The sequence below is a fragment of the Microbacterium sp. EF45047 genome (genome assembly GCF_028472845.1).
Lineage (GTDB): Bacteria > Actinomycetota > Actinomycetes > Actinomycetales > Microbacteriaceae > Microbacterium > Microbacterium neungamense.
On sequence record NZ_CP069429.1, the window covers coordinates 1,373,498 to 1,396,012 of the forward strand.

Here is a 22,515-nt window from a genome sequence, read left to right on the forward strand (position 1 = left end):
AAAGACCCCCATGCTCCGCATCGCCGTTCCCAACAAGGGCTCGCTGTCCGAGACCGCCGCCGAGATGCTCGCCGAAGCCGGCTACGCCGGCCGGCGCGACACCAAGACCCTGCACCTCATCGACGCCGACAACGACGTCGAGTTCTTCTTCCTGCGCCCGCGCGACATCGCCACCTACGTCGCCTCCGGCGCCCTCGACGTCGGCATCACCGGCCGCGACCTGCTCCGCGACGTGCGCGAGCAGGACGCCCGCGAGATCGAGGCGCTGGGCTTCGCCCGCTCCACCTTCCGCTTCGCCGGCCCTCCCGGCCGCTTCAGCTCGATCGAGCAGCTGCAGGGCGTCCGCGTCGCCTCCGCCTACCCGGGCCTGGTCGACGACTTCCTGCGCGCGCACGGCGTGGAGGCCCACCTCGTGCCGCTGGACGGCGCCGTCGAGTCCGCCGTGCGCCTGGGCGTCGCCGACGTGATCGCCGACGTCGTGGAGACCGGCACCACGCTGCGCCAGGCGGGTCTGGAGATCTTCGGCCCGGTCATCATCGAGTCCGAGGCCGTGCTGATCAGCCGGCCCGGAGAGGCCGAGGGCACCGACACGCTGCTGCGCAGGCTGCGCGGCGTCATGGTCGCCCGGCAGTACGTGCTGCTCGACTACGACCTGCCCGCCGACCTCGTCGACCAGGCTGTGGCGATCGCCCCGGGCCGCGAGTCGCCCACGATCTCCCCGCTGCGCGACGAGAAGTGGGTGGCCGTGCGCGTGATGATCCCGCGCCGTCGGGTGAACAAGGTCATGGACGCGCTCTACGAGCTCGGCGCCCGCGCGATCCTGGTCACCGAGATCCACGCGGCGAGACTGTGATGGCCCTCGCCGCACGCGTCATCCCGTGCCTGGACGTGGCCGGCGGCCGCGTCGTCAAGGGCGTCAACTTCCAGAACCTGCGCGACATGGGCGACCCTGTCGAGCTGGCCGCCCACTACGCCGCGCAGGGCGCGGACGAGATCACCTTCCTCGACGTCACCGCCACCGTGGACGCCCGCGCCACCACCTACGACGTGGTCCAGCGCACCGCGGAGCAGGTGTTCGTGCCGCTCACCGTCGGGGGAGGGGTGCGCACCGTCGACGACGTCGCCCGGCTGCTGTCGGTGGGCGCCGACAAGGTCGGCGTGAACTCCGCCGCGATCGCCCTCCCGGAGCTGATCGGCGAGATCGCCGACCGCTTCGGCGCGCAGGTGCTGGTGCTGTCCCTGGACGTGAAGCGCTCCGAGCACACCCCGTCCGGCTTCGTGGTCACCACGCACGGCGGCCGCACCGAGACCTCGCTGGACGCCCTCGCCTGGGCGCGCGAGGCCATCGAGCGCGGCGCCGGCGAGCTGCTGGTGAACTCGATCGACGCGGACGGCACCCGCGACGGGTTCGACCTCGAGCTGGTGCGCCGGATGCGCGAGGTCTCGGCCGTCCCGGTGATCGCCTCGGGCGGCGCCGGCGAGGTCGCGCACTTCCCGCCGGCGATCGAGGCGGGGGCGGATGCCGTGCTCGCCGCCAGCGTGTTCCACACCGGGCAGCTGACCATCGGCGAGGTCAAGGACGCGCTGCGCGCCGCGGGGGTGACCGTCCGGTGAATCTGGAGCGCGTGCGCTGGAACGCGGATGGCCTGGTCCCGGTCGTCGTGCAGCAGTGGGACACCCGCGAGGTGCTCATGCTCGCCTGGATGAACGAGGAGGCGCTGCGACGCACCCTCACCGGCGGACGCGCGGTGTACTGGTCGCGCTCCCGCCAGGAGTACTGGCGCAAGGGCGACACCTCCGGCCACGTGCAGCACGTCCGCGGCGTGCAGCTGGACTGCGACGGCGACACCGTGCTGCTCACGGTGGACCAGATCGGCCCCGCCTGCCACACCGGCACCCGCACCTGCTTCGACGGCCGCGACCTGCCGCTCGGCGGCGAGCCGGCATGAGCCGGCCGGCCCGGGGTCTGCGCGCCCGCGGCCTCCGCGCCGGGGGCAGGGGCGCGGCGGTCGCCGGGTTCCTGCTCGCCGGCGCCGTGGGCGTCGTGTCCTCGACGCAGACCTGGCTCACCGCCGCGCGGACGGATGCCGGGGAGCCGCTGGCCGTCGCCGGAGCCGACGCGGTCCCCCTGCTCGCCCCGCTGTCCCTCGCCGTGCTGGCCCTGGGCGCGGCCCTGTCGATCGCGGGGTCGGCGCTGCGGTACGCGTTCGCCGCGCTCGGCGCCGCGGCCGCCGTGGTGCTCGCCGTCGCGACCGCCCCCCTGGTCGCCGACCCGCCGCTGTCCGTGGTCGCCCCCGCGGTGACCGAGGCGACCGGCCTCGCCGGCGAGCAGGCGCTGCGCGATCTGGTGGCCGCGGTCGACCCGACCGCGTGGCCCGCGATCGCCCTGGCCGGCTGGGTGCTGCTGCTGGCGGCATCCGTCTTCACCGCCGCCACCGCGCGCGGCTGGCGCGGCGGCGGCCGCCGGTACCGCACGGATGCCGGGGCGCCCCGCCGCTCCGGCCCCCTCGACCCGGTCGACTCGTGGGACGACATGTCGCACGGGACCGACCCCACAGCCCGATAGACTGTCGGGACGCCCGCTTTCCCACGGAGGAGAACATGACGAACTCGATCGCCGACCCCGGACACGGACACTCGCCTGCTGCCTGGACGGCTGTCGTGATCATGCTCATCGGCTTCACCGCCGGCACCATCGCGTTCTGCTTAGGGCAGGTCACGCTGGTCTGGATCTCTGCGGCGGTGATCGTGCTGGGCGCCCTGATCGGGTGGATCCTCGCGAAGGCCGGGTACGGAGTGAAGGGCCCGAAGTACACGCCGAAGGGTCACTGATGGTGCTCGCCGACCTCACGGCCGGCGCTGTCGAGGATGCCGAGCGTCGCGCCCAGGCGCGGCCGCTCTCCGCGGTGGAGCGCGACGCCCTCGCGCGCCCGCCGGCCCGGGACGCCCTGGCCGGCCTCGCGCCCGCCGACCGGGTGAAGATCATCGCCGAGGTCAAGCGCGCCAGCCCCTCGCGCGGCGCCCTGGCCGAGATCCCCGACCCGGCTCACCAGGCCGCCCTGTACCAGCAGGGCGGCGCCTCCGCCATCAGCGTCCTCACCGAGGAACGCCGCTTCGGCGGCAGCCTCGCCGACCTCGAGGCGGTCACCGCGCGCGTGAGCGTGCCCGTGCTGCGCAAGGACTTCATCGCCACCGCGTACCAGGTGTTCGAGGCCCGCGCCGCCGGCGCCGACCTCGTGCTGCTGATCGTCGCGGGGCTGGAGCGGCGCGTGCTGGGCGAGTTGTACGACCTGATCCGGCAGCTCGGGATGACCCCCCTCGCCGAGACCCACTCGGCGGAGGAGCTGGAGGTGGCGATCGACCTCGGCGCCGAGCTGATCGGGGTCAACGCCCGCGACCTGAAGACCCTGGAGCTGGACCGCGACCTGTTCGGCCGGCTCGCGGAGCGCATCCCGGACACGGCCGTGAGGATCGCCGAATCGGCCGTGCTGAGCCCGGCGGACGTGGCGCACTACCGCCGTGCCGGTGCCGACGTCGTCCTCATCGGCGAGGCCCTGGTCACCGGCGACCCGGTGGCCACCCTGCAGGCGTTCCTCGCGGCCGGGGATGAGAAGGTGCGGACAGAGCGGAGCGAGGCGACATGAGCGGTCTGCGCGACCAGCCGGGGCCGTTCTTCGGCGACTTCGGCGGACGGTACATGCCCGAGTCGCTGATCGTGGCGATCGACGAGCTGGCGGAGGCCTACCAGGCGGCGATCACCGACCCCGCCTTCCGCGACGAGCTCGCCCGGCTGCTGCACTCCTACGCCGGGCGCCCGTCCGCGCTGACCGAGGTGCCGCGCTTCGCCGAGCACGCAGGCGGCGCCCGGGTGTTCCTCAAGCGGGAGGACCTCAACCACACCGGCTCGCACAAGATCAACAACGTGCTGGGCCAGGCGCTGCTGACCAGGCGGCTCGGCAAGACCCGCGTGATCGCGGAGACCGGCGCCGGCCAGCACGGCGTGGCCACGGCGACCGCGGCCGCCCTGTTCGGCCTGGACTGCACCATCTACATGGGCGAGGTCGACACCGAGCGGCAGGCGCTGAACGTGGCCCGGATGCGGCTGCTCGGCGCCGAGGTGGTGCCGGTGCGGACCGGGTCGCGCACCCTGAAGGACGCCATCAACGACGCGTACCGCGACTGGGTGGCCTCCGTGGAGACCACGAACTACATCTTCGGCACCGCCGCCGGTCCGCATCCGTTCCCGGCGATGGTGCGCGACTTCCAGAAGATCATCGGCGAGGAGGCCCGCGCGCAGCTGCTGGAGGAGGCCGGCCGGCTGCCGGACGCCGTCGTCGCCTGCGTCGGCGGCGGGTCGAACGCGATCGGCATGTTCGACGCGTTCCTGGACGACGAGGACGTGAAGCTGTACGGCGTGGAGGCGGCCGGCGACGGCGTGGACACGCCGCGGCACGCGGCCTCGATCGAGCGAGGACGACCGGGCGTGCTGCACGGCGCGAAGACCTACGTGCTGCAGGACGAGGACGGCCAGACCATCGAGTCGCACTCGATCTCCGCCGGCCTGGACTACCCGGGCGTCGGCCCCGAGCACGCGTGGCTGGCGGACATCGGCCGCGCGTCCTACATCCCGGCCACCGACGACCAGGCCATGCAGGCGCTGCGCCTGCTCAGCCGCACCGAGGGGATCATCCCGGCGATCGAGTCCGCGCACGCCCTCGCCGGCGCGCTGCGGATCGGGCGCGAGCTTGGCCCGGACGGCCTGATCGCGGTCTGCCTCTCCGGCCGCGGCGACAAGGACATGGACACCGCCGCTCGGTACTTCCACCTGTACGACGTGGAGAGCACCCCGTGACCCGCGTCGAGGACGCCATCCGGCGCGCGCACGACGCCGACCGCGGCGCGTTCGTCGGCTACCTGCCCGTCGGCTACCCCGACCTGGACACCAGCATCCAGGCGGCGCTCACCCTCGCCCGCAACGGCGTGGACGTGATCGAGCTCGGGCCGCCCTACAGCGACCCGGTGATGGACGGTGCGATCATCCAGGAGGCGACGCAGCACGCCTTGGCGAACGGCTTCCGGATGCGGGACCTGTTCACCGCCGTGCGCGCGATCACCGCCGAGACCGACGTCCCGGTCGTGGTGATGACGTACTGGAACCCGGTGCTGCAGTACGGCGTCGACCGGTACGCGGACGACCTCCTCGCCGCCGGCGGGGCAGGGCTGATCACCCCCGACATCACGCCCGAGGCGGCGGGGGAGTGGATCGCGGCGAGCAGGCGCACCGGCCTGGACCGGATCTTCCTCGCCGCGCCGACCTCGACCGACGAGCGTCTCGATCTGGTCATCTCCTCCTCCACCGGCTTCGTGTACACCGTGTCGACCATGGGCATCACCGGGGAGCGCGCCGCGCTCGACCGCGCCGCCCGCACGCTCGTGGAGCGGCTGCGCGACCGCGGGGCGTCCCGCGCGTGCGTCGGCATCGGCATCTCGAACGCGGAGCAGGTGGCCGGCGTCGTCGAGTACGCCGACGGCGCCATCGTGGGCACCGCCCTCGTCCGCGCCCTCCGCGACGGCGGCCTGGACGGCCTCGCCGACACCACCAGGGCGCTGGCGGCCGGTACGCCGTCGGCGCGCTTCGGAACAGGAAACTAGAATCGCTCTCATGTCCCTCGCGCTTCACAGCACCGTCCCGGGCGTGCTCGCCAGCATCCCGAGCCCGCCGATCAGCTTCATCGAGGTCGGCCCGCTCCGGATCCACTTCTACGCCCTCTGCATCATCGCGGGGATCATCGCGGCGGTGCTGATCACGAACCATCGCCTCACCCGCCGCGGCGCGGAGAAGTGGGTGGTCATCGACATCGCGATCCTGGCCGTGCCGCTGGCGATCATCGGCGCCCGGATCTTCCACGTGCTCACCCACCCGAACTTCTACTTCGGCCCCGGGAAGAACACCTGGAACCCGTTCGAGCCGGGCTCGGTGTGGGCGATCTGGGAGGGCGGCATCGCCATCTTCGGCGCGCTGCTCGGCGGCGCCGTCGGCGCCTGGCTGGGGTGCCGGTGGACCGGCATCCGGTTCTGGACCTTCGCGGACGCCCTCGCGCCGGGCCTCCTGCTCGCGCAGGCCGTGGGGCGGTTCGGCAACTGGTTCAACCAGGAGCTGTTCGGCCTTCCCACCGACCTGCCGTGGGGCCTGGAGATCGACCCGGACAACCCGGCGTTCCCACCGGGCCTGGCCGAGGACACCCTGTTCCACCCCACCTTCCTGTACGAGGTCGTCTGGAACGGCCTCGGCGTGATCGTGCTGCTCTGGCTGGGCCACCGGCTGAAGCTGCAGTGGGGCAAGCTGTTCGCCTGCTACCTGATCTGGTACAGCGCGGGCCGCATCGTCTGGGAGTCCATCCGCATCGACCCGAGCGAGGTCATCCTCGGCCTGCGCAGCAACGTGTGGGCCGCGATCCTCGGGGTCGTCGTCGGCGTCGTCATCCTGATCGTGCAGACGCGCCGTCACCCGGGCCGCGAGCCCTCGCCGTACATGCCAGGGCGAGCACCCGAGTCCGTGCATGTACAATCACAGAACACCAGCGAGTACGTCGACGTGAGTGAGCCTCCGGCCGGCGACATCGAAGCAGGGGACACCGCCACAAGCGCCGCTCCCACCAGCTGACACCCGCCCCTGAGGCGCGGTTCCGTCTGTGGGATCCCCCGCCCGCACTGCGCAGGCCGACGACGTCCTTTGTGCACCAAGACCCGACCGAGGACGGCAGCATGGCTTCCAGCCGCCACACGAACGACCCCGCACAGCCGGTGGGCCAGCGGTTCCCCGCAGCCCAGGGGCTGTACAACCCCGCGCACGAGAAGGACGCCTGCGGCCTGGCGATGGTCGCGACCCTGCGCGGCACGCCGGGACACGACATCATCGCGCTCGCCCTGCAGGCGCTGCGCAACCTCGAGCACCGCGGGGCGATCGGCTCCGACGCCGGCACCGGCGACGGCGCGGGCATCCTCACCCAGATGCCCGACGCGTTCCTGCGCGACGTGGTGTCCTTCCCGCTGCCCCCGGCGGGACAGTACGCCGCGGGACTGGCGTTCCTGCCGCGCGATTCCAGCGCGCGCCGCGAGCAGAAGGCCGGCATCGAGCGGATCGCCCGCGAGGAGGGCCTGACCGTCCTCGGCTGGCGCGTCGTGCCCACCGCGAACGAGCACCTCGGCAAGCTCGCCGACGAGGCGCGCCCGGCCTTCGAGCAGCTGTTCGTCTCCCGTCCCGCCGCCGGTGACCGGGAGGCGGCGTCCGGGATCGCGCTGGACCGGATCGCGTACCGGCTCCGCAAGCGCGCCGGACACGAGCTCGGCGCCTACTTCGTGACCCTGTCCGCCCGCACGCTCGGGTACAAGGGCATGGTCACCACCCTGCAGCTGGAGCCGTTCTACCCCGACCTGCAGGACGAGCGCTTCGCCTCGGAGCTCGCGGTCGTGCACTCGCGGTACTCCACGAACACGTTCCCGTCGTGGCCGCTCGCGCAGCCGCTGCGGATGCTGGCGCACAACGGCGAGATCAACACCGTCGGCGGCAACCGCAACTGGATGCGCGCCCGGCAGTCGCAGCTGGAGTCCGAGCTGCTCGGCGACATGAAGCCGCTCCTGCCGATCTGCACGCCCGGCGCGAGCGACTCCGCATCGTTCGACGAGGTGCTCGAGCTGCTCACCCTCACCGGCCGCAGCCTCCCGCACGCGATCATGATGATGGTGCCGGAGGCGTGGGAGAAGCAGCCGGGCCTCGACCCCGACCTGCGCGCCTTCTACGAGTTCCACTCCAACCAGATGGAGCCGTGGGACGGTCCCGCCGCGCTGATCTTCACCGACGGCACCCTGGTCGGTGCGACCCTGGACCGCAACGGGCTGCGCCCCGGCCGGTGGACCGAGACCACCGACGGGCTGGTGGTGATCGGCAGCGAGACCGGCGTGCTGGAGTTCGAGCCGGAGCGGATCAAGCGCCGCGGCCGGCTGCGCCCGGGCCGGATGTTCCTCGTCGACACCGCGCAGGGCCGCATCATCGAGGATGAGGAGATCAAGCGCGAGCTCGCCACCATGCATCCGTGGCAGGAGTGGCTGGATGCCGGCGCGGTGCGCCTGGCCGACCTGCCGGAGCGCGAGCACATCGTGCATCCGGCCGCCTCGATCACCCGCCGCCAGCGCACCTTCGGCTACACCGAGGAGGAGGTGCGGATCCTGCTCACCCCGATGGGGCAGACCGGGGTCGAGCCGCTGGGCGCGATGGGCAGCGACACGCCCATCGCCGTGCTCAGCGAGCGGCCGCGCCTGCTCTTCGACTACTTCGTGCAGCAGTTCGCGCAGGTGACCAACCCGCCGCTGGACGCCATCCGCGAGGAGGTCGTCACCAGCCTGCGCCTCGGCCTCGGACCGGAGCGCAACCTGCTGGACTGGGGGCCCGAGCACGCCCGCACGGTCACGCTGGACTTCCCGGTGATCGACAACGACGAGCTCGCGAAGATCCGGCACATCGACCGCGCCCTGCCCGACCGCTCCAGCGTGACGATCAAGGGGCTGTACCACTTCGACGCCGGCCCGCACACCATGCGCGAGCGGCTCACGGAGATGTGCGCCGAGGTGGATGCCGCGATCGAACGCGGAGCGGAGTTCATCATCCTGTCCGACCGCGACTCGAACAAGGACCTGGTGCCGATCCCGTCGCTGCTGATGCTGTCGGCAGTGCACCACCACCTGATCCGCAACGAGAACCGGATGAAGGTGGGTCTCATCGTCGAGGCCGGCGACGTGCGCGAGGTGCACCACGTCGCCACCCTGATCGGCTACGGAGCATCCGCCGTCAACCCGTATCTGGCGATGGAGACCGTCGAACACCTCGTGCGCACCGGCTTCATCACCGGCGTCACGCCCGAGCAGGCGGTGCGGAACCTCATCTACGCGCTCGGCAAGGGCGTGCTGAAGATCATGTCGAAGATGGGTATCTCCACGGTGTCCTCGTACGCCGGCGCACAGGTGTTCGAGGCGGTGGGCCTCAGCCAGGAATTCGTGGACGAGTTCTTCACCGGAACCGAGACCAAGCTCGGCGGCATCGGCATCGAGGACGTGTTCGCCGAGAACCAGGCGCGGCACGACTTCGCCTACCCGGAGGACGCCGCGGCCCGCGCCCACGAGCGGCTGTGGACCGGCGGGGAGTACCAGTGGCGCCGCGACGGCTCGCCGCACCTGTTCAACCCGGAGACCGTGTTCCGGCTGCAGCACTCCACGCGCACCCGGCGGTACGACATCTTCCGCGAGTACACCAGGCTCGTGGACGACCAGTCGCGCGAGCTGAAGACGCTGCGCGGCCTGTTCGAGCTACGCACGGGGGAGCGGCCCCCGGTGCCGCTGGACGAGGTGGAGCCGGTGTCGGAGATCGTGAAGCGGTTCTCCACCGGCGCGATGAGCTACGGCTCGATCTCGCAGGAGGCGCACGAGACGCTCGCGATCGCGATGAACCGGCTGGGCGCGAAGTCCAACACCGGTGAGGGCGGCGAGGACCCGGAGCGCCTGGTCGACCCGGAGCGCCGCAGCGCCATCAAGCAGGTCGCCTCCGGCCGGTTCGGCGTCACCAGCCAGTACCTGACCGAGGCGGACGACCTGCAGATCAAGCTCGCGCAGGGCGCCAAGCCCGGCGAGGGCGGGCAGCTGCCGCCGCAGAAGGTGTACCCGTGGGTCGCGCGCACCCGGCACGCCACCCCCGGCGTGGGGCTCATCTCCCCGCCGCCGCACCACGACATCTACTCGATCGAGGATCTGAAGCAGCTGATCTTCGACCTCAAGCGCGCGAACCCGAAGGCCCGCATCCACACCAAGCTGGTCAGCCAGTCCGGCATCGGCGCGGTCGCCGCGGGCGTGGCGAAGGCGCTCAGCGACGTCGTGCTGGTGTCCGGCCACGACGGCGGCACGGGTGCCAGCCCGCTGAACTCCCTCAAGCACGCCGGCACCCCGTGGGAGCTGGGCCTGGCCGAGACCCAGCAGACGCTGATGCTGAACGGCATGCGCGACCGCGTGGTGGTGCAGGTGGACGGCCAGCTCAAGACCGGCCGCGACGTGATCATCGGCGCGCTGCTCGGGGCGGAGGAGTTCGGCTTCGCCACCGCGCCGCTCGTGGTCAGCGGATGCGTGATGATGCGGGTGTGCCACCTGGACACCTGCCCGGTCGGCGTCGCCACGCAGAACCCGGTGCTGCGGCAGCGCTTCACGGGCAAGCCGGAGTTCGTGGTGAACTTCATGGAGTTCATCGCGGAGGAGGTGCGCGAGCTCCTCGCCGAGCTGGGCTTCCGCTCCCTGGACGAGATCATCGGCCGCACCGACCTGCTGCGCACGGACGCCGCGATCCGGCACTGGAAGGCGGAGGGCCTGGACCTCACGCCGATCCTGGAAGGGCCGGTGTTCCCCGCCGACGAGCCGCGCCGCAGCGGCCGGCCGCAGGACCACGAGCTGGACGCCCACTTCGACTCCCAGCTCATCGAGATGGCGCGCGAGGCCCTCGAGGACAGGGCGCCGGTGGTCATCGAGCTGCCGATCCGCAACACCGAGCGGGCCGTGGGCACCATGCTCGGCCACGAGGTCACCGCGCGGTTCGGGGCGGACGGCCTCGCCCGCGAGACCATCGACATCACCCTGCACGGCACGGCCGGGCAGTCGCTCGGCGCCTTCCTCCCGCCCGGGATCATCCTGCGGCTCGAGGGCGACGCCAACGACTACGTCGGCAAGGGCCTGTCCGGCGGAGACATCACCATCCGCCCGCCGCGCGCGGCGACCTTCGCCCCGCACCGCAACGTCGTCGCCGGCAACGTGATCGGCTACGGCGCCACCTCGGGGACGATGTTCATCTCGGGCGTCGTGGGGGAGCGGTTCCTGGTCCGCAACTCCGGCGCCACGGCGGTCGTGGAGGGCGTCGGCGACCACGCCCTGGAGTACATGACCGGCGGTCTGGCCGTCATCCTGGGCGAGACCGGGCGCAACCTCGGCGCCGGCATGTCCGGCGGCGTCGCCTTCGTGCGGGGCCTGCGCCGCGAGAACATCAACGCCCAGTCGCTGGACAGCGGCGAGCTGCAGCTCGAGCCGCTCGACCGCGCCGACCTCGAACTGCTGCGCGACCTGCTCGCGGAGCACCTCGAGCGGACGGCATCCCCGCTCGCCGCCGAGCTCCTCGCCGACTTCGATGCGGCGCAGGCGGACTTCGTCAAGGTTGTGCCGCGCGATTTCGCCGCGGTGCAGAACGCACGCCGGGAGGCGGAGGCCGAGGGGCTCGACCCCGACGGCGACGTCGTCTGGAACCGGATCCTGGAGGTGACCGGTGGCTGATCCCAAAGGCTTCCTGAAGATCACGGAGCGCGAGCTGCCGGCCCGGCGCCCCGTGCCCGTCCGCATCATGGACTGGAAGGAGGTGTACGAGCCCGGCGACCGGGCCGTGCTCCGCCGCCAGGCCAGCCGCTGCATGGACTGCGGCATCCCGTTCTGCCACTCCGGATGCCCGCTGGGCAACCTCATCCCGGAGTGGAACGACCTCACCTGGCGCGGCGAGGACCGCACCGCGATCGAGCGGCTGCACGCCACGAACAACTTCCCGGAGTTCACCGGGCGGCTGTGCCCCGCGCCGTGCGAGAGCGCGTGCGTGCTCGGGATCAACCAGCCCGCCGTGACCATCAAGCAGGTCGAGGTCTCGATCATCGACGAGGCCTTCGCCCGCGGCTGGGTGGAGCCGCAGCCCCCCGCCCGGCTCACCGGCAAGACCGTCGCCGTCGTCGGCTCCGGACCCGCCGGCCTGGCCGCCGCGCAGCAGCTCACCCGCGCCGGGCACACCGTCGCCGTGTACGAGCGGGACGACCGCATCGGCGGGCTGCTCCGCTACGGCATCCCGGACTTCAAGATGGAGAAGCGGCACCTCGAGTCGCGCCTGCGCCAGATGCAGGAGGAGGGCACCCGCTTCCGCGCCGGCGTCGAGATCGGCAAGGACCTCAGCTGGGACGGCCTGCGCGCCCGGTACGACGCCGTGGTCATCGCGACCGGCGCGACCGTGCCGCGCGACCTGCCCATCCCCGGGCGCGACCTGGACGGCGTGCACTTCGCGATGGAGTACCTCGTCGAATCGAACCGCAGGGTCGCCGGCGACGACGTGCCGAACCAGATCACCGCCGAGGGCAAGCACGTGGTGGTGATCGGCGGCGGCGACACCGGCGCCGACTGCATCGGCACCGCGCACCGGCAGGGGGCGCTCAGCGTGACCAACCTCGCCATCGGCCGGCAGCCGTCCACCGAGCGCCCGGAGCACCAGCCGTGGCCGACGATGCCGAACCTGTTCGAGGTGCAGTCCGCGCACGAGGAGGGCGGCGAGCGGGTCTACCTCGCCTCGACCGTCGAGTTCCTGCCGAACGCGGCCGGCGAAGTGCGCGCCCTGCGCGTGGCCGAGACCGAGTTCGTGGATGGACGCCGCGTGCCCAAGAGCGGCACCGAACGGGAGATCCCGGCCGATCTCGTGCTGATCGCGATGGGCTTCACCGGCCCGGAGCGGGACGGGTACCACGGCGAGACGACTCCGCAGTTCACCGACCGCGGGGCGATCCGCCGCGACGGCGACTACCAGACCACCGTGCCCGGCGTGTTCGTCGCCGGGGACGCCGGCCGCGGCCAGTCGCTCATCGTGTGGGCGATCGCCGAAGGCCGCGCGGTCGCCGCGGCCGTCGACCGGCACCTGATGGGCACCACCGTGCTGCCCGCGCCGGTGCGTCCCACGGATGTCGCGCTGAGCGTCCAGCCCGCGTAGGCTGAGCGCGGCAGCGCCGCCTGTACCTGATCCCCCTCATACCCTGGAGACATCTGTTGAGACGCGCGAAAATCGTCGCCACCCTCGGCCCGGCCACCTCGACCTATGAATCGGTCCGCGCCCTGATCGACGCCGGAGTGGACGTCGCCCGCCTGAACCTGAGCCACGGCGACTACTCCGTGCACGAGGCGAACTACGCCAACGTGCGCCGCGCCGCCGAGGACTCCGGCCGGGCGGTCGCGGTGCTCGTCGACCTGCAGGGGCCGAAGATCCGGCTCGGCAAGTTCGAGGGCGGCCCGTACGAGCTCGCCGAGGGCGACATCTTCAAGATCACCACCGAGGACATCCTCGGCACCAAGGAGATCTCGGGGACGACGTTCAAGGGGCTGCCGAACGACGTCAAGCCCGGCGACTTCCTGCTCATCGACGACGGCAAGGTCCGCGTCGAGGTGCTGGAGACCGACGGCACGGTCGTGACGACCCGGGTCGTGGTCGCCGGCGCGGTGTCCAACAACAAGGGCATCAACCTGCCCGGCGTCGCGGTCAGCGTCCCCGCGCTCAGCGAGAAGGACGAGGCCGACCTCCGCTGGGGCCTGCGCACCGGCGTGGACATCATCGCGCTGTCGTTCGTGCGCAACGCCGCCGACGTCACCCGCGTGCACGAGATCATGGCCGAGGAGGGCGTGCGCATCCCGGTCATCGCCAAGATCGAGAAGCCGCAGGCGGTGGACAACCTCGAGGAGATCGTCGACGCCTTCGACGGCATCATGGTCGCCCGCGGCGACCTGGGCGTCGAGCTGCCGCTGGAGGCGGTGCCGATCGTGCAGAAGCGCGCGGTCGAGCTGGCCCGCCGCAACGCCAAGCCGGTCATCGTCGCCACCCAGATGCTGGAGTCGATGATCAACAGCCCGGTGCCCACCCGCGCCGAGACCTCCGACGTCGCCAACGCCGTGCTCGACGGTGCGGACGCCGTGATGCTCTCCGGCGAGACCAGCGTGGGCGAGTACCCGGTGATCGCGGTGCAGACCATGGCCCGGATCATCGAGTCCACCGAGGAGCACGGCCTCGAGCGGATCCTCCCGCTGACCACCAAGCCGCGCACCCAGGGCGGGGCGATCACGCTCGCCGCCCTCGAGGTCGCCGAGTTCGTGGAGGCGAAGTTCCTCTGCGTGTTCACCCAGTCCGGCGACTCCGCACGCCGGCTGTCCCGGCTGCGCTCGCGCATCCCGATGCTCGCCTTCACGCCCGAGCCCGGCATCCGCCGCCGCATGGCGCTCACCTGGGGCATCACCTCCACCCTGGTCGACAGCGTCGAGCACACCGACCTGATGTACCACCAGGTGGACGACTACCTGCTCGGCACGGGCTTGGCGAAGGAGGGGGACAAGGTCGTCGTGATCTCCGGATCCCCTCCCGGCATCATCGGCTCCACCAACGACATCCGCGTGCACAAGGTCGGCGACGCGCACGGCGGCGCCGCCCCGGTGTACAAGCGCGGGCTCTGATCGAGCGCGCGCTTCGAGGACGCGCACGAGGGGGCAGGCGATCGGCCTGCCCCCCTCGTGCGTTAGAGTCGACCAGGGCCGGCGTGGCGGAATGGCAGACGCGGAGCACTCAAAATGCTTTGTCCGAAAGGGCGTGTGGGTTCGAGTCCCACCGCCGGCACCAATAGGATGTCTGTGTGACCGATCACGAGCAGCAGCCTGAGCAGTCCACGGCATCCGCCCCGCGACGCGTCGTCGTCGCCGAGGACGAATCGCTGATCCGCCTCGACATCGTCGAGATCCTCCGCGACAACGGCTTCGACGTCGTCGGCGAGGCCGGCGACGGCGAGACCGCCGTCCAGCTCGCCACCGAGCTGCGGCCGGACCTCGTGATCATGGACGTGAAGATGCCGCAGCTGGACGGCATCAGCGCCGCCGAGCGGCTGCACAAGAACCACATCGCGCCGGTCGTCCTGCTCACGGCGTTCAGCCAGAAGGAGCTCGTCGAGCGGGCCAGCGAGGCGGGCGCCCTGGCCTACGTGGTCAAGCCGTTCACGCCGAACGACCTGCTCCCGGCGATCGAGATCGCCCTGGCCCGGCATGAGCAGATCATCACGCTCGAGGCCGAGGTCGCCGACATGGTCGAGCGCTTCGAGACCCGCAAGCTCGTCGACCGCGCCAAGGGCCTGCTGAACGAGAAGATGGGCCTCACCGAGCCCGAGGCGTTCCGCTGGATCCAGAAGGCGTCGATGGACCGCCGACTGACCATGCAGGACGTCGCCAAGGCGATCATCGAGCAGCTGGCGCCGAAGAAGCAGTGATCCCGCTCGGCGGCGGGGTCCAGCCCCGTCCGCTGTGCGAAGGGGACTGAGCGCGCGTCGCTCAGTCGGCGACGTCGCGGATGAGGTTCGTGATCCGGATCGTGGAGCAGCGCCGGCCCTGCTCGTCGGTGACGACGATCTCGTGCACCGTCATGGTGCGGCCGAGGTGGATCGGGGTGCACACGCCGGTGACGGTGCCCGAGGTCGCCGACCGGGTGTGCGTGGCGTTGATGTCCACGCCCACCGCGAGCCGCCCGGGACCGGCGTGCATGTTCGCCGCCATCGACCCCAGCGACTCGCCCAGCACGACATACGCGCCGCCGTGCAGCAGCCCCACCGGCTGCGTGTTCCCCTCCACCGGCATGGTCGCGACGGCGCGCTCCACGCTGAACTCGGTGAACCGGATCCCCATCTTCTCCGCCAGCGCGCCCATGCCGCGGCGGGTGGCCCACTCCAGGCCGGGGGAGAGGGTCTGGTCGCTCACGCGTCCTCCTCAGCGAGTGTCGTCAGCCCTCGTTAGGCTGACAGGGTGACGGACTCCGCAAAGCCTACCCTCATGGTCGTCGACGGCCATTCGCTCGCCTACCGCGCCTTCTTCGCGCTGCCGGTCGAGAACTTCACCACCAGGGACAACCAGCACACGAACGCCATCTACGGCTTCCTGTCGATGCTGATCAACCTGATCAAGGCCGAGCGTCCCACCCACATGGCGATCGCCTTCGACACGTCGCGCCACTCGTTCCGCACCGAGGTGTACGCCGAGTACAAGGCCACCCGCTCGGAGACCCCGCCGGAGTTCCGGGGGCAGATCCCGCTGCTGCAGGAGTGCCTGAACGCGATGTCCATCCCGGTGCTCACCAAGGAGGGCGTCGAGGCGGACGACATCCTGGCGACCCTGGCCACCCAGGGCGCCGCGCAGGGCTACGACGTGCTCGTCGTCTCCGGCGACCGCGACACCATCCAGCTCGTCAACGACGAGATCACCCTGCTCTACCCGTCCGTGCAGGGGGTGTCGCAGCTGAAGCGCTACGACCCGGCGACGGTGGTCGAGCGCTACGGGGTCCGGCCCGAGCAGTACCCCGACATCGCCGCGCTGGTGGGGGAGACCAGCGACAACCTGCCCGGCGTCCCGAAAGTGGGCGAGAAGACGGCGGTGAAGTGGCTGAACCAGTTCGGCTCGCTCGATGAGCTGCTCGAACGCGCCGGGGAGATCAAGGGCGTGGTCGGCGGCAACCTGCGCGAGCACATCGAGGACGTCCGACGGAACCGCCAGCTGAACCGGCTGCTGCGGGACGTGGACCTGCCGGTCGGGCCCGCCGAGCTGGTGGTGACGCCGATCGACGCGCTGGCCGTGCGCGACATCTTCGCCCGGCTGGAGTTCCGCACCCTGCTGCCGCGCGTGTTCGAGGCCGTCGGCGCCGAGGACGACGGCGGCGCGCAGGCGGATGCCGTGGAGATGCCCTCGCCCGTGGAGACTGGCGCCGCCGACATCGCCACGTGGGCGGCCGCGCAGCAGGGACCGCTCGGCGTCGCGCTCGTGCTCGCCGGTGAACGCGTGCACCGGATCGGGGTCGCCTCGGCCACCGAGTTGCGCGAGACGGACTGGTCGGATGACGCCGCCGACGCGCTGCGCGCCTGGCTGGAATCGGACGCCCCGAAGGTGCTGCATGACGCGAAGCCGCAGGTGAAGGCGCTGCGCCGCGCCGGCATCCGTCTCCGCGGGCTCGCCGGGGACACGCTGCTCGCCGGCTGGCTGATGCGGCCCAGCTTCCCCGACAAGACGCTCGCCAACCTGGTGGAGCGCTACCTCGGCGAGAAGCTCCCCGAGGCGGACCCGACCCAGCTGGTGCCGGAGAACGAGGGCGCCACGCCGGCGCAGGAGGCGTGGTTCACGCTGCGCACCGACGAGGCGCTGCGCGCGGCGATGCCGGACAGCGTCGCGACCGTGCTCACCGCCATCGAGCTGCCCACCCTGCTCACCCTCGCCGACATGGAGCTGGCAGGCGTCGCCGTCTCGCACGACGTGCTCTCCGCGTTCTCGGCCGAGCTGGGCGCCCGCGCCGACGCGATCGCCCAGCAGGCGTACGCGACGATCGGGCACGAGGTGAACCTCGGCTCACCCAAGCAGCTGCAGGAGGTGCTGTTCGAGGAGCTGCAGCTGCCGAAGACGCGCAAGACGAAGACCGGGTACTCCACGGATGCCGCGGCGCTGGCCGACCTGCAGGAGAGCACCCCGCATCCGTTCCTGGAGCAGCTGTCGCAGCACCGCGAGGCGACGAAGCTGCGCCAGATCATCGAGTCCCTCGATGTCGCCATCCGCGAGGACGGGCGCATCCACACCACCTACCTGCAGACCGGCAGCCAGACCGGACGCCTCTCCAGCACCGACCCGAATCTGCAGAACATCCCGATCCGCACCGAGGAGTCCCGCCGCATCCGCAGCGCCTTCCGGGTCGGCGAAGGGTTCGAGACGCTGCTGACCGCGGACTACTCGCAGATCGAGATGCGGATCATGGCGCACCTGTCCGGGGACCCGGGACTCATCGAGGCGTTCAACTCCGGGGAGGACCTGCACCGGTTCGTCGGCGCGCGGGTGTTCGGCGTGGCGCCGGAGGACGTCACCCCCGCCATGCGCACCAAGGTCAAGGCGATGTCGTACGGGCTCGTGTACGGGCTCAGCGCGTTCGGCCTGTCGAAGCAGCTGCGCATCGAGCAGGCCGAGGCGAAGCAGCTGATGATGGAGTACTTCGCCCGGTTCGGCGCGGTGCGCGACTACCTGCGAGCCTCCGTGATGAAGGCGAAGGAGGACGGCTACACCGAGACGATCTTCGGCCGCCGGCGGCCCTTCCCGGACCTGTCCAGCCCGAACCGGGTGCTGCGCGAGAACGCGGAGCGGGCGGCGCTGAACGCGCCGATCCAGGGCAGCGCGGCGGACATCATGAAGATCGCGCTGTTCCGCATCCACGACGATCTCACCGCGGCCGGTCTCCGCTCGCGCGTGCTGCTGCAGATCCACGACGAGCTCGTCGTGGAGGTCGCGCCGGGGGAGTGGGACGAGGCGGAGCGGATCGTCCGCGAGCGCATGGCGGGAGCTGCCGACCTGTCGGTGCCCCTGGACGTGCAGGTCGGGCGCGGCAGCGACTGGAACGAGGCCGGGCACTGACGTTCCGCGAGGCCTCGGGGACGTCCCACTAGGCTGAGCGGCATGACGTCAGAAACGCGCACGCCGACCGCGATCGACGCGGTCGCGGAGGAGTGGGTCGACACGATCGCCCGCCTGGTCCCCACCATCGGCACCTACATCGGCCGCACCGAGCACAATCACCGGTTCGGCGACCTGAGCCCCGCTGGCCACGAGGAGTACGCCGAGGCCGCGCGCGCCGCGCTGCGGTCGCTGGAGGCGCTGGAGCCGGCCGACGCGGTCGACGAGGTCACCAAGGCGGATCTGAGCGCCGAGCTGCGCCTGGAGATCGAGCTGCACGACGCCCAGTGGCATCTGCGGGATCTCAACGTGATCGCCTCGGCGCCTCAGGACGTCCGCCAGGCGTTCGACCTGATGCCGACGGCCAGCACCGAGGACTGGTCCACGATCGCCACCCGGCTCGCCGCGGTCCCGGAGGCGCTGCGCGGCTACACCGAGACGCTCCGCGAGGGCATCGCCCGCGGCGTGGTGCCGGCCCGGAGGCAGGTGCGGGAGGTCGCCGACCAGATCGTGCGCTACACCGCCGACGACGGATTCTTCGCCGAGCTCGTGGCGAACGCCGCTCCCGCCGACGGCCAGCTGCCGGCATCCCTCGCCCGCGACCTCGCCGACAACGCCGCGGCCGCGCGCGTCGCCTACGACGAGCTGCGCGCCTTCCTCACCGGCACCCTGGCGGATGCGGCGAGCGAGACGGATGCCGTCGGCCGCGAGCTCTACGCCCTGAACTCCCGGCGCTTCCTCGGCGCCACGATCGACCTCGACGAGACCTACGAGTGGGGGCGCGAGGAGCTGGAGCGGATGATCGCGGAGCAGACCGCGATCGCGCACGAGATCCTCCCCGGCGCGAGCGTGGCGGAGGCGGTGGCGCATCTCGACGCCGACCCGTCCCGCAAGCTCCACGGCACCGAGGCGCTGCAGCGGTGGATGCAGGAGACCAGCGACCGCGCCATCGCGGAGCTCGGCGCCACGCACTTCGACATCCCGGAGCAGATCCGCACACTGGAGTGCATGATCGCCCCGACGCAGGAGGGCGGCATCTACTACACCGGCCCCACCGACGACTTCTCCCGCCCCGGGCGGATGTGGTGGTCGGTGCCGGAGGGCGTGACCGAGTTCGACACCTGGCGCGAGCTGACCACCGTCTACCACGAGGGGGTGCCGGGCCACCACCTGCAGATCGCGCAGGCGGTGTACAACCGCGGGCAGCTCAACTCCTGGCGGCGCCTGCTGGCCGGCACCTCCGGCCACGCGGAGGGCTGGGCGCTGTACGCGGAGCGGCTGATGGAGCAGCTCGGCTACCTGGACGACCCGGCCGACCGGCTCGGCATGCTGGATGGCCAGCGGATGCGCGCCGCTCGCGTCGTCCTGGACATCGGCGTGCACCTCGGCAAGGAGCGGCCCGGGGGCGGCGGAGCGTGGGATGCGGCCTACGCGCTGGAGTTCCTGCGCGCGAACGTCAACATGCCCGACGAGTTCGTCCGGTTCGAGGTCAACCGGTACCTGGGCTGGCCGGGTCAGGCGCCGTCGTACAAGGTCGGACAGCGGATCTGGGAGCAGGTGCGGGCCGCGGCCGAGCAGGAGCCGGACTTCTCGTTCAAGGAGTTCCACAAGCGGGCGCTGGACCTGGGCGGCGTCGGCCTGGACACCCTGCGCAGCGTCTTCCTGCGCTGAGCGGGCTTCCGGAGCCGGCGGAATAGCGTCGGACGGCGCGGGGTTCATTCGTCTGAATGGAGAGGACGATCATGGACATCGAGTTCGGACTGGACACCTTCGGCGACATCACGGTGGGCCCGGACGGGAAGCCGCTCAGCGCGGCGCAGACGATCCGCAACGTCGTGGCGCAGGCGGAGCTCGCCGACGCCGTCGGCGTCGACTTCTTCGGGGTGGGGGAGCACCACCGCGCCGAGTTCGCGGTGTCCGCACCCGAGATGGTGCTCGCCGCGATCGCGGGGCGCACGAAGCGGATCCGGCTCGGGACGGCGGTGACGGTCCTCTCCTCGGACGACCCGGTGCGGGTGTTCGAGCGCTTCGCCACCCTGGACGCACTGTCAGACGGCCGCGCGGAGGTGGTGCTCGGGCGCGGCTCGTTCATCGAGTCCTTCCCGCTGTTCGGCTACGACCTGAAGGACTACGAGGCGCTCTTCGAGGAGAAGCTCGACCTGTTCGTGCAGCTTCTTCGCGAAGAGCCGGTGACCTGGTCGGGCACGATGCGCGCGCCGCTGACCGACGCCGACGTGTTCCCGAAGACCGAGCACGGGCTGCGCACCTGGGTCGGCGTGGGCGGCAGCCCGGAGTCCGTGGTGCGGGTGGCGCGGCACGGCCTCGGCTTGATGCTCGCCATCATCGGCGGCCCGGCCGCGCGCTTCGCACCGTTCGTCGAGCTGTATCACCGTTCCGTGCGCAGCTTCGGCACGACCGCGCATCCGGTCGCGGTGCACTCGCCGGGGCATATCGCCGGCACCGACGAGGAGGCGTGGGAGACCGCCTACCCCGGCTTCGAGGCGATGAACAACACCATCGGCCGGGAGCGCGGCTGGCCGCCGTACAGCCGTGCGCGGTTCCAGAACGACGTGGGCCCCGCGGGGGCGCTGTACGTCGGCTCACCCGACCGGGTGGCGGCGAAGATCGCCGACACCGTCCGCACGCTCGGCATCGGCCGGTTCGACCTGAAATACTCCACGGGCACCCTGCCGCATGAGGCGATGATGCGCAGCATCGAGCTGTACGGCTCCGAGGTGGTGCCGCGGGTGCGGCGGCTGCTCGCCGCGGACGCCTGAGCGCCGCTTTCGGCGCCGAGCGGTGAGGCGGGCCCGGCGGCCCTACGATGAAGGCATGCCCGAGACCGCACTGCCGAGCCGCCACACGCTCGGCGAGAGACTGGACGTCCTGCCGTTCACCCGGCGCCACCTGCGGGTGCTGACCGGGTCGGGCATCGGCTGGGCGCTGGACGCGATGGACGTCGGGCTGATCTCGTTCATCATCGCCGTGCTCATCCGAGAATGGTCGCTGACCCCGGCGGAGTCGGGATGGATCGCCTCGATCGGGTTCGTCGGAATGGCCGTCGGCGCAAGCCTCGGCGGGCTCCTCGCCGACCGGCTCGGACGTCGGCAGGTGTTCGCGATCACCCTGCTGGTGTACGGGATCGCCACCGGCGCCAGCGCGCTGGTGGGCGGGGTGGCCTTGCTGCTCGTGCTCCGCTTCTTCGTCGGGCTCGGGCTGGGCGCCGAACTGCCGGTGGCGTCCACCTATGTCAGCGAGTTCGCGCCGACCGCGATCCGCGGCCGGATGATCGTGATCCTGGAGGCGTTCTGGGCCCTGGGATGGACGGCGGCGGCGCTGATCGGCTACCTGGTGATCCCGGCATCCGCCGACGGCTGGCGCTGGGCGTTCCTCATCGGCGCCGTGCCCGCCGTGTATGCGCTCGTCGTGCGCTGGGGACTGCCGGAGTCCCCACGCTGGCTGGCGTCGCGCGGCCGCCTGGCGGAGGCGGAGCGCATCGTCGAGGGGCTGGAGTCCTCCGCCGGGGTCGTGGAGCAGCCCCGCATCCGCACCGTGCCGTCCCGCCGCTCCCTCGCCGACACCGCCGGGGGCCGGCTCGGCGTGCTCTGGTCGGCGGAGTTCCGTCTGCGCACCGCGTGCATCTGGCTGGTGTGGCTGTGCGTGAACTTCGCCTACTACGGCGCGTTCATCTGGATCCCGAGCATCCTGGTCGCCGCCGGGTACGACCTCGTGCGCTCCTTCGGATTCACGCTCGTCATCACCCTCGCTCAGCTGCCCGGCTACGCGGTCGCGGCCTGGCTGATCGAGGTGTGGGGACGCCGTGCCACGCTGTCGGTGTTCCTCGCCGGCTCCGCCGCGTCGGCGGTGCTGTTCGGCACGGCCACCGGCGAGGGCGCCATCATCGCCACCGGCATGGCGCTGTCGTTCTTCAACCTCGGCGCCTGGGGCGCCCTGTACGCGATCACCCCGGAGATCTATCCGACCTCGGTGCGGGCGACGGGGGCGGGCTGGGCGGCCGGCGTCGGTCGGATCGCCTCCATCGTCGCACCGCTCACCGTGCCGGTGCTGCTGCAGGCCGGGGGAGCGCCGCTCACCTTCGCGGTCTTCGCCGGGTTCTTCGTGGTCGCCGCGGCGGCGGCGTGGGGCCTGGCCGACCGGCGGGGCGCCGCGCTCGACGACCGCTGACGGCCGACG

At 71.7% G+C, this 22,515-nt stretch carries 18 protein-coding genes and 1 tRNA gene; 18 read left to right on the forward strand and 1 reads right to left on the reverse strand.

All coding sequences use genetic code 11. The features are described 5' to 3' along the window. Positions 1 to 10: 10 nt before the first annotated feature. From hisG to JRG78_RS06670, 14 genes are all read left to right on the forward strand, one after another. Positions 11 to 853 (forward strand): ATP phosphoribosyltransferase, encoded by an 843-nt coding sequence (gene hisG / locus JRG78_RS06605; RefSeq protein WP_259605942.1) that lies wholly within the window; start codon positions 11 to 13, stop codon positions 851 to 853. Next, entirely contained in the window at positions 853 to 1,614 is a 762-nt protein-coding gene (gene hisF, locus JRG78_RS06610; RefSeq protein ID WP_259605943.1) for an imidazole glycerol phosphate synthase subunit HisF, read from the forward strand. The genes hisG and hisF overlap by 1 nt, the downstream gene beginning before the upstream one ends. Next, entirely contained in the window at positions 1,611 to 1,949 is a 339-nt protein-coding gene (gene hisI, locus JRG78_RS06615) for a phosphoribosyl-AMP cyclohydrolase (protein ID WP_259605944.1), read from the forward strand. The genes hisF and hisI overlap by 4 nt, the downstream gene beginning before the upstream one ends. Beyond that, positions 1,946 to 2,566 (forward strand): Trp biosynthesis-associated membrane protein, encoded by a 621-nt coding sequence (locus JRG78_RS06620; RefSeq protein WP_259605945.1) that lies wholly within the window; start codon positions 1,946 to 1,948, stop codon positions 2,564 to 2,566. The genes hisI and JRG78_RS06620 overlap by 4 nt, the downstream gene beginning before the upstream one ends. A gap of 35 nt (positions 2,567 to 2,601) precedes the next feature. Continuing rightward, positions 2,602 to 2,832, forward strand: coding sequence for an HGxxPAAW family protein (locus JRG78_RS06625; protein ID WP_259605946.1), 231 nt, complete (start codon positions 2,602 to 2,604; stop codon positions 2,830 to 2,832). Positions 2,833 to 2,834: 2 nt separating this feature from the next. Next, positions 2,835 to 3,644, forward strand: a complete 810-nt coding sequence (gene trpC, locus JRG78_RS06630) for an indole-3-glycerol phosphate synthase TrpC (protein ID WP_259608149.1) — start codon at positions 2,835 to 2,837, stop codon at positions 3,642 to 3,644. Next, entirely contained in the window at positions 3,641 to 4,852 is a 1,212-nt protein-coding gene (trpB, locus tag JRG78_RS06635) for a tryptophan synthase subunit beta (protein WP_259605947.1), read from the forward strand. The genes trpC and trpB overlap by 4 nt, the downstream gene beginning before the upstream one ends. Continuing rightward, complete coding sequence (gene trpA, locus JRG78_RS06640; RefSeq protein ID WP_259605948.1) at positions 4,849 to 5,652, forward strand: tryptophan synthase subunit alpha; 804 nt, start codon at positions 4,849 to 4,851, stop codon at positions 5,650 to 5,652. The genes trpB and trpA overlap by 4 nt, the downstream gene beginning before the upstream one ends. Positions 5,653 to 5,662: 10 nt before the next feature. Continuing rightward, a complete protein-coding gene (gene lgt / locus JRG78_RS06645) occupies positions 5,663 to 6,664 on the forward strand; it encodes a prolipoprotein diacylglyceryl transferase (protein WP_259605949.1) in 1,002 nt (333 codons plus the stop codon). 101 nt (positions 6,665 to 6,765) lie between these two features. Next, on the forward strand, positions 6,766 to 11,355 hold the full coding sequence (gene gltB, locus JRG78_RS06650) for a glutamate synthase large subunit (protein ID WP_259605950.1): 4,590 nt from the start codon (positions 6,766 to 6,768) through the stop codon (positions 11,353 to 11,355). Beyond that, entirely contained in the window at positions 11,348 to 12,814 is a 1,467-nt protein-coding gene (locus JRG78_RS06655; RefSeq protein ID WP_259605951.1) for a glutamate synthase subunit beta, read from the forward strand. Before gltB ends, JRG78_RS06655 begins: the two co-directional genes overlap by 8 nt. Before the next feature lie 56 nt (positions 12,815 to 12,870). After that, on the forward strand, positions 12,871 to 14,319 hold the full coding sequence (gene pyk / locus JRG78_RS06660; protein WP_259605952.1) for a pyruvate kinase: 1,449 nt from the start codon (positions 12,871 to 12,873) through the stop codon (positions 14,317 to 14,319). 77 nt (positions 14,320 to 14,396) lie between these two features. Continuing rightward, a tRNA-Leu gene (locus tag JRG78_RS06665) sits at positions 14,397 to 14,482 on the forward strand. Positions 14,483 to 14,495: 13 nt separating this feature from the next. Then, on the forward strand, positions 14,496 to 15,119 hold the full coding sequence (locus JRG78_RS06670; RefSeq protein WP_259605953.1) for an ANTAR domain-containing response regulator: 624 nt from the start codon (positions 14,496 to 14,498) through the stop codon (positions 15,117 to 15,119). A gap of 61 nt (positions 15,120 to 15,180) precedes the next feature. Here JRG78_RS06670 and JRG78_RS06675 read toward each other — a convergent pair whose 3' ends face one another. Then, complete coding sequence (locus tag JRG78_RS06675; RefSeq protein ID WP_259608150.1) at positions 15,181 to 15,552, reverse strand: hotdog fold thioesterase; 372 nt, start codon at positions 15,550 to 15,552, stop codon at positions 15,181 to 15,183. A 96-nt stretch (positions 15,553 to 15,648) separates the two neighbouring features. Between JRG78_RS06675 and polA the strand changes: the two genes are divergently transcribed. From polA to JRG78_RS06695, 4 genes are all read left to right on the forward strand, one after another. Continuing rightward, complete coding sequence (polA, locus tag JRG78_RS06680; RefSeq protein ID WP_259605954.1) at positions 15,649 to 18,282, forward strand: DNA polymerase I; 2,634 nt, start codon at positions 15,649 to 15,651, stop codon at positions 18,280 to 18,282. 42 nt (positions 18,283 to 18,324) lie between these two features. Further along, positions 18,325 to 19,992: a DUF885 domain-containing protein gene (locus JRG78_RS06685; protein WP_259605955.1), complete on the forward strand. Its 1,668-nt coding sequence runs from the start codon at positions 18,325 to 18,327 to the stop codon at positions 19,990 to 19,992. A 71-nt stretch (positions 19,993 to 20,063) separates the two neighbouring features. Next, positions 20,064 to 21,098: an LLM class flavin-dependent oxidoreductase gene (locus tag JRG78_RS06690; RefSeq protein WP_259605956.1), complete on the forward strand. Its 1,035-nt coding sequence runs from the start codon at positions 20,064 to 20,066 to the stop codon at positions 21,096 to 21,098. A gap of 55 nt (positions 21,099 to 21,153) precedes the next feature. Further along, the gene (locus tag JRG78_RS06695; RefSeq protein ID WP_259605957.1) at positions 21,154 to 22,506 is read left to right on the forward strand and encodes an MFS transporter; all 1,353 of its coding nucleotides are present in this window, start codon (positions 21,154 to 21,156) and stop codon (positions 22,504 to 22,506) included. Positions 22,507 to 22,515 lie beyond the last annotated feature (9 nt).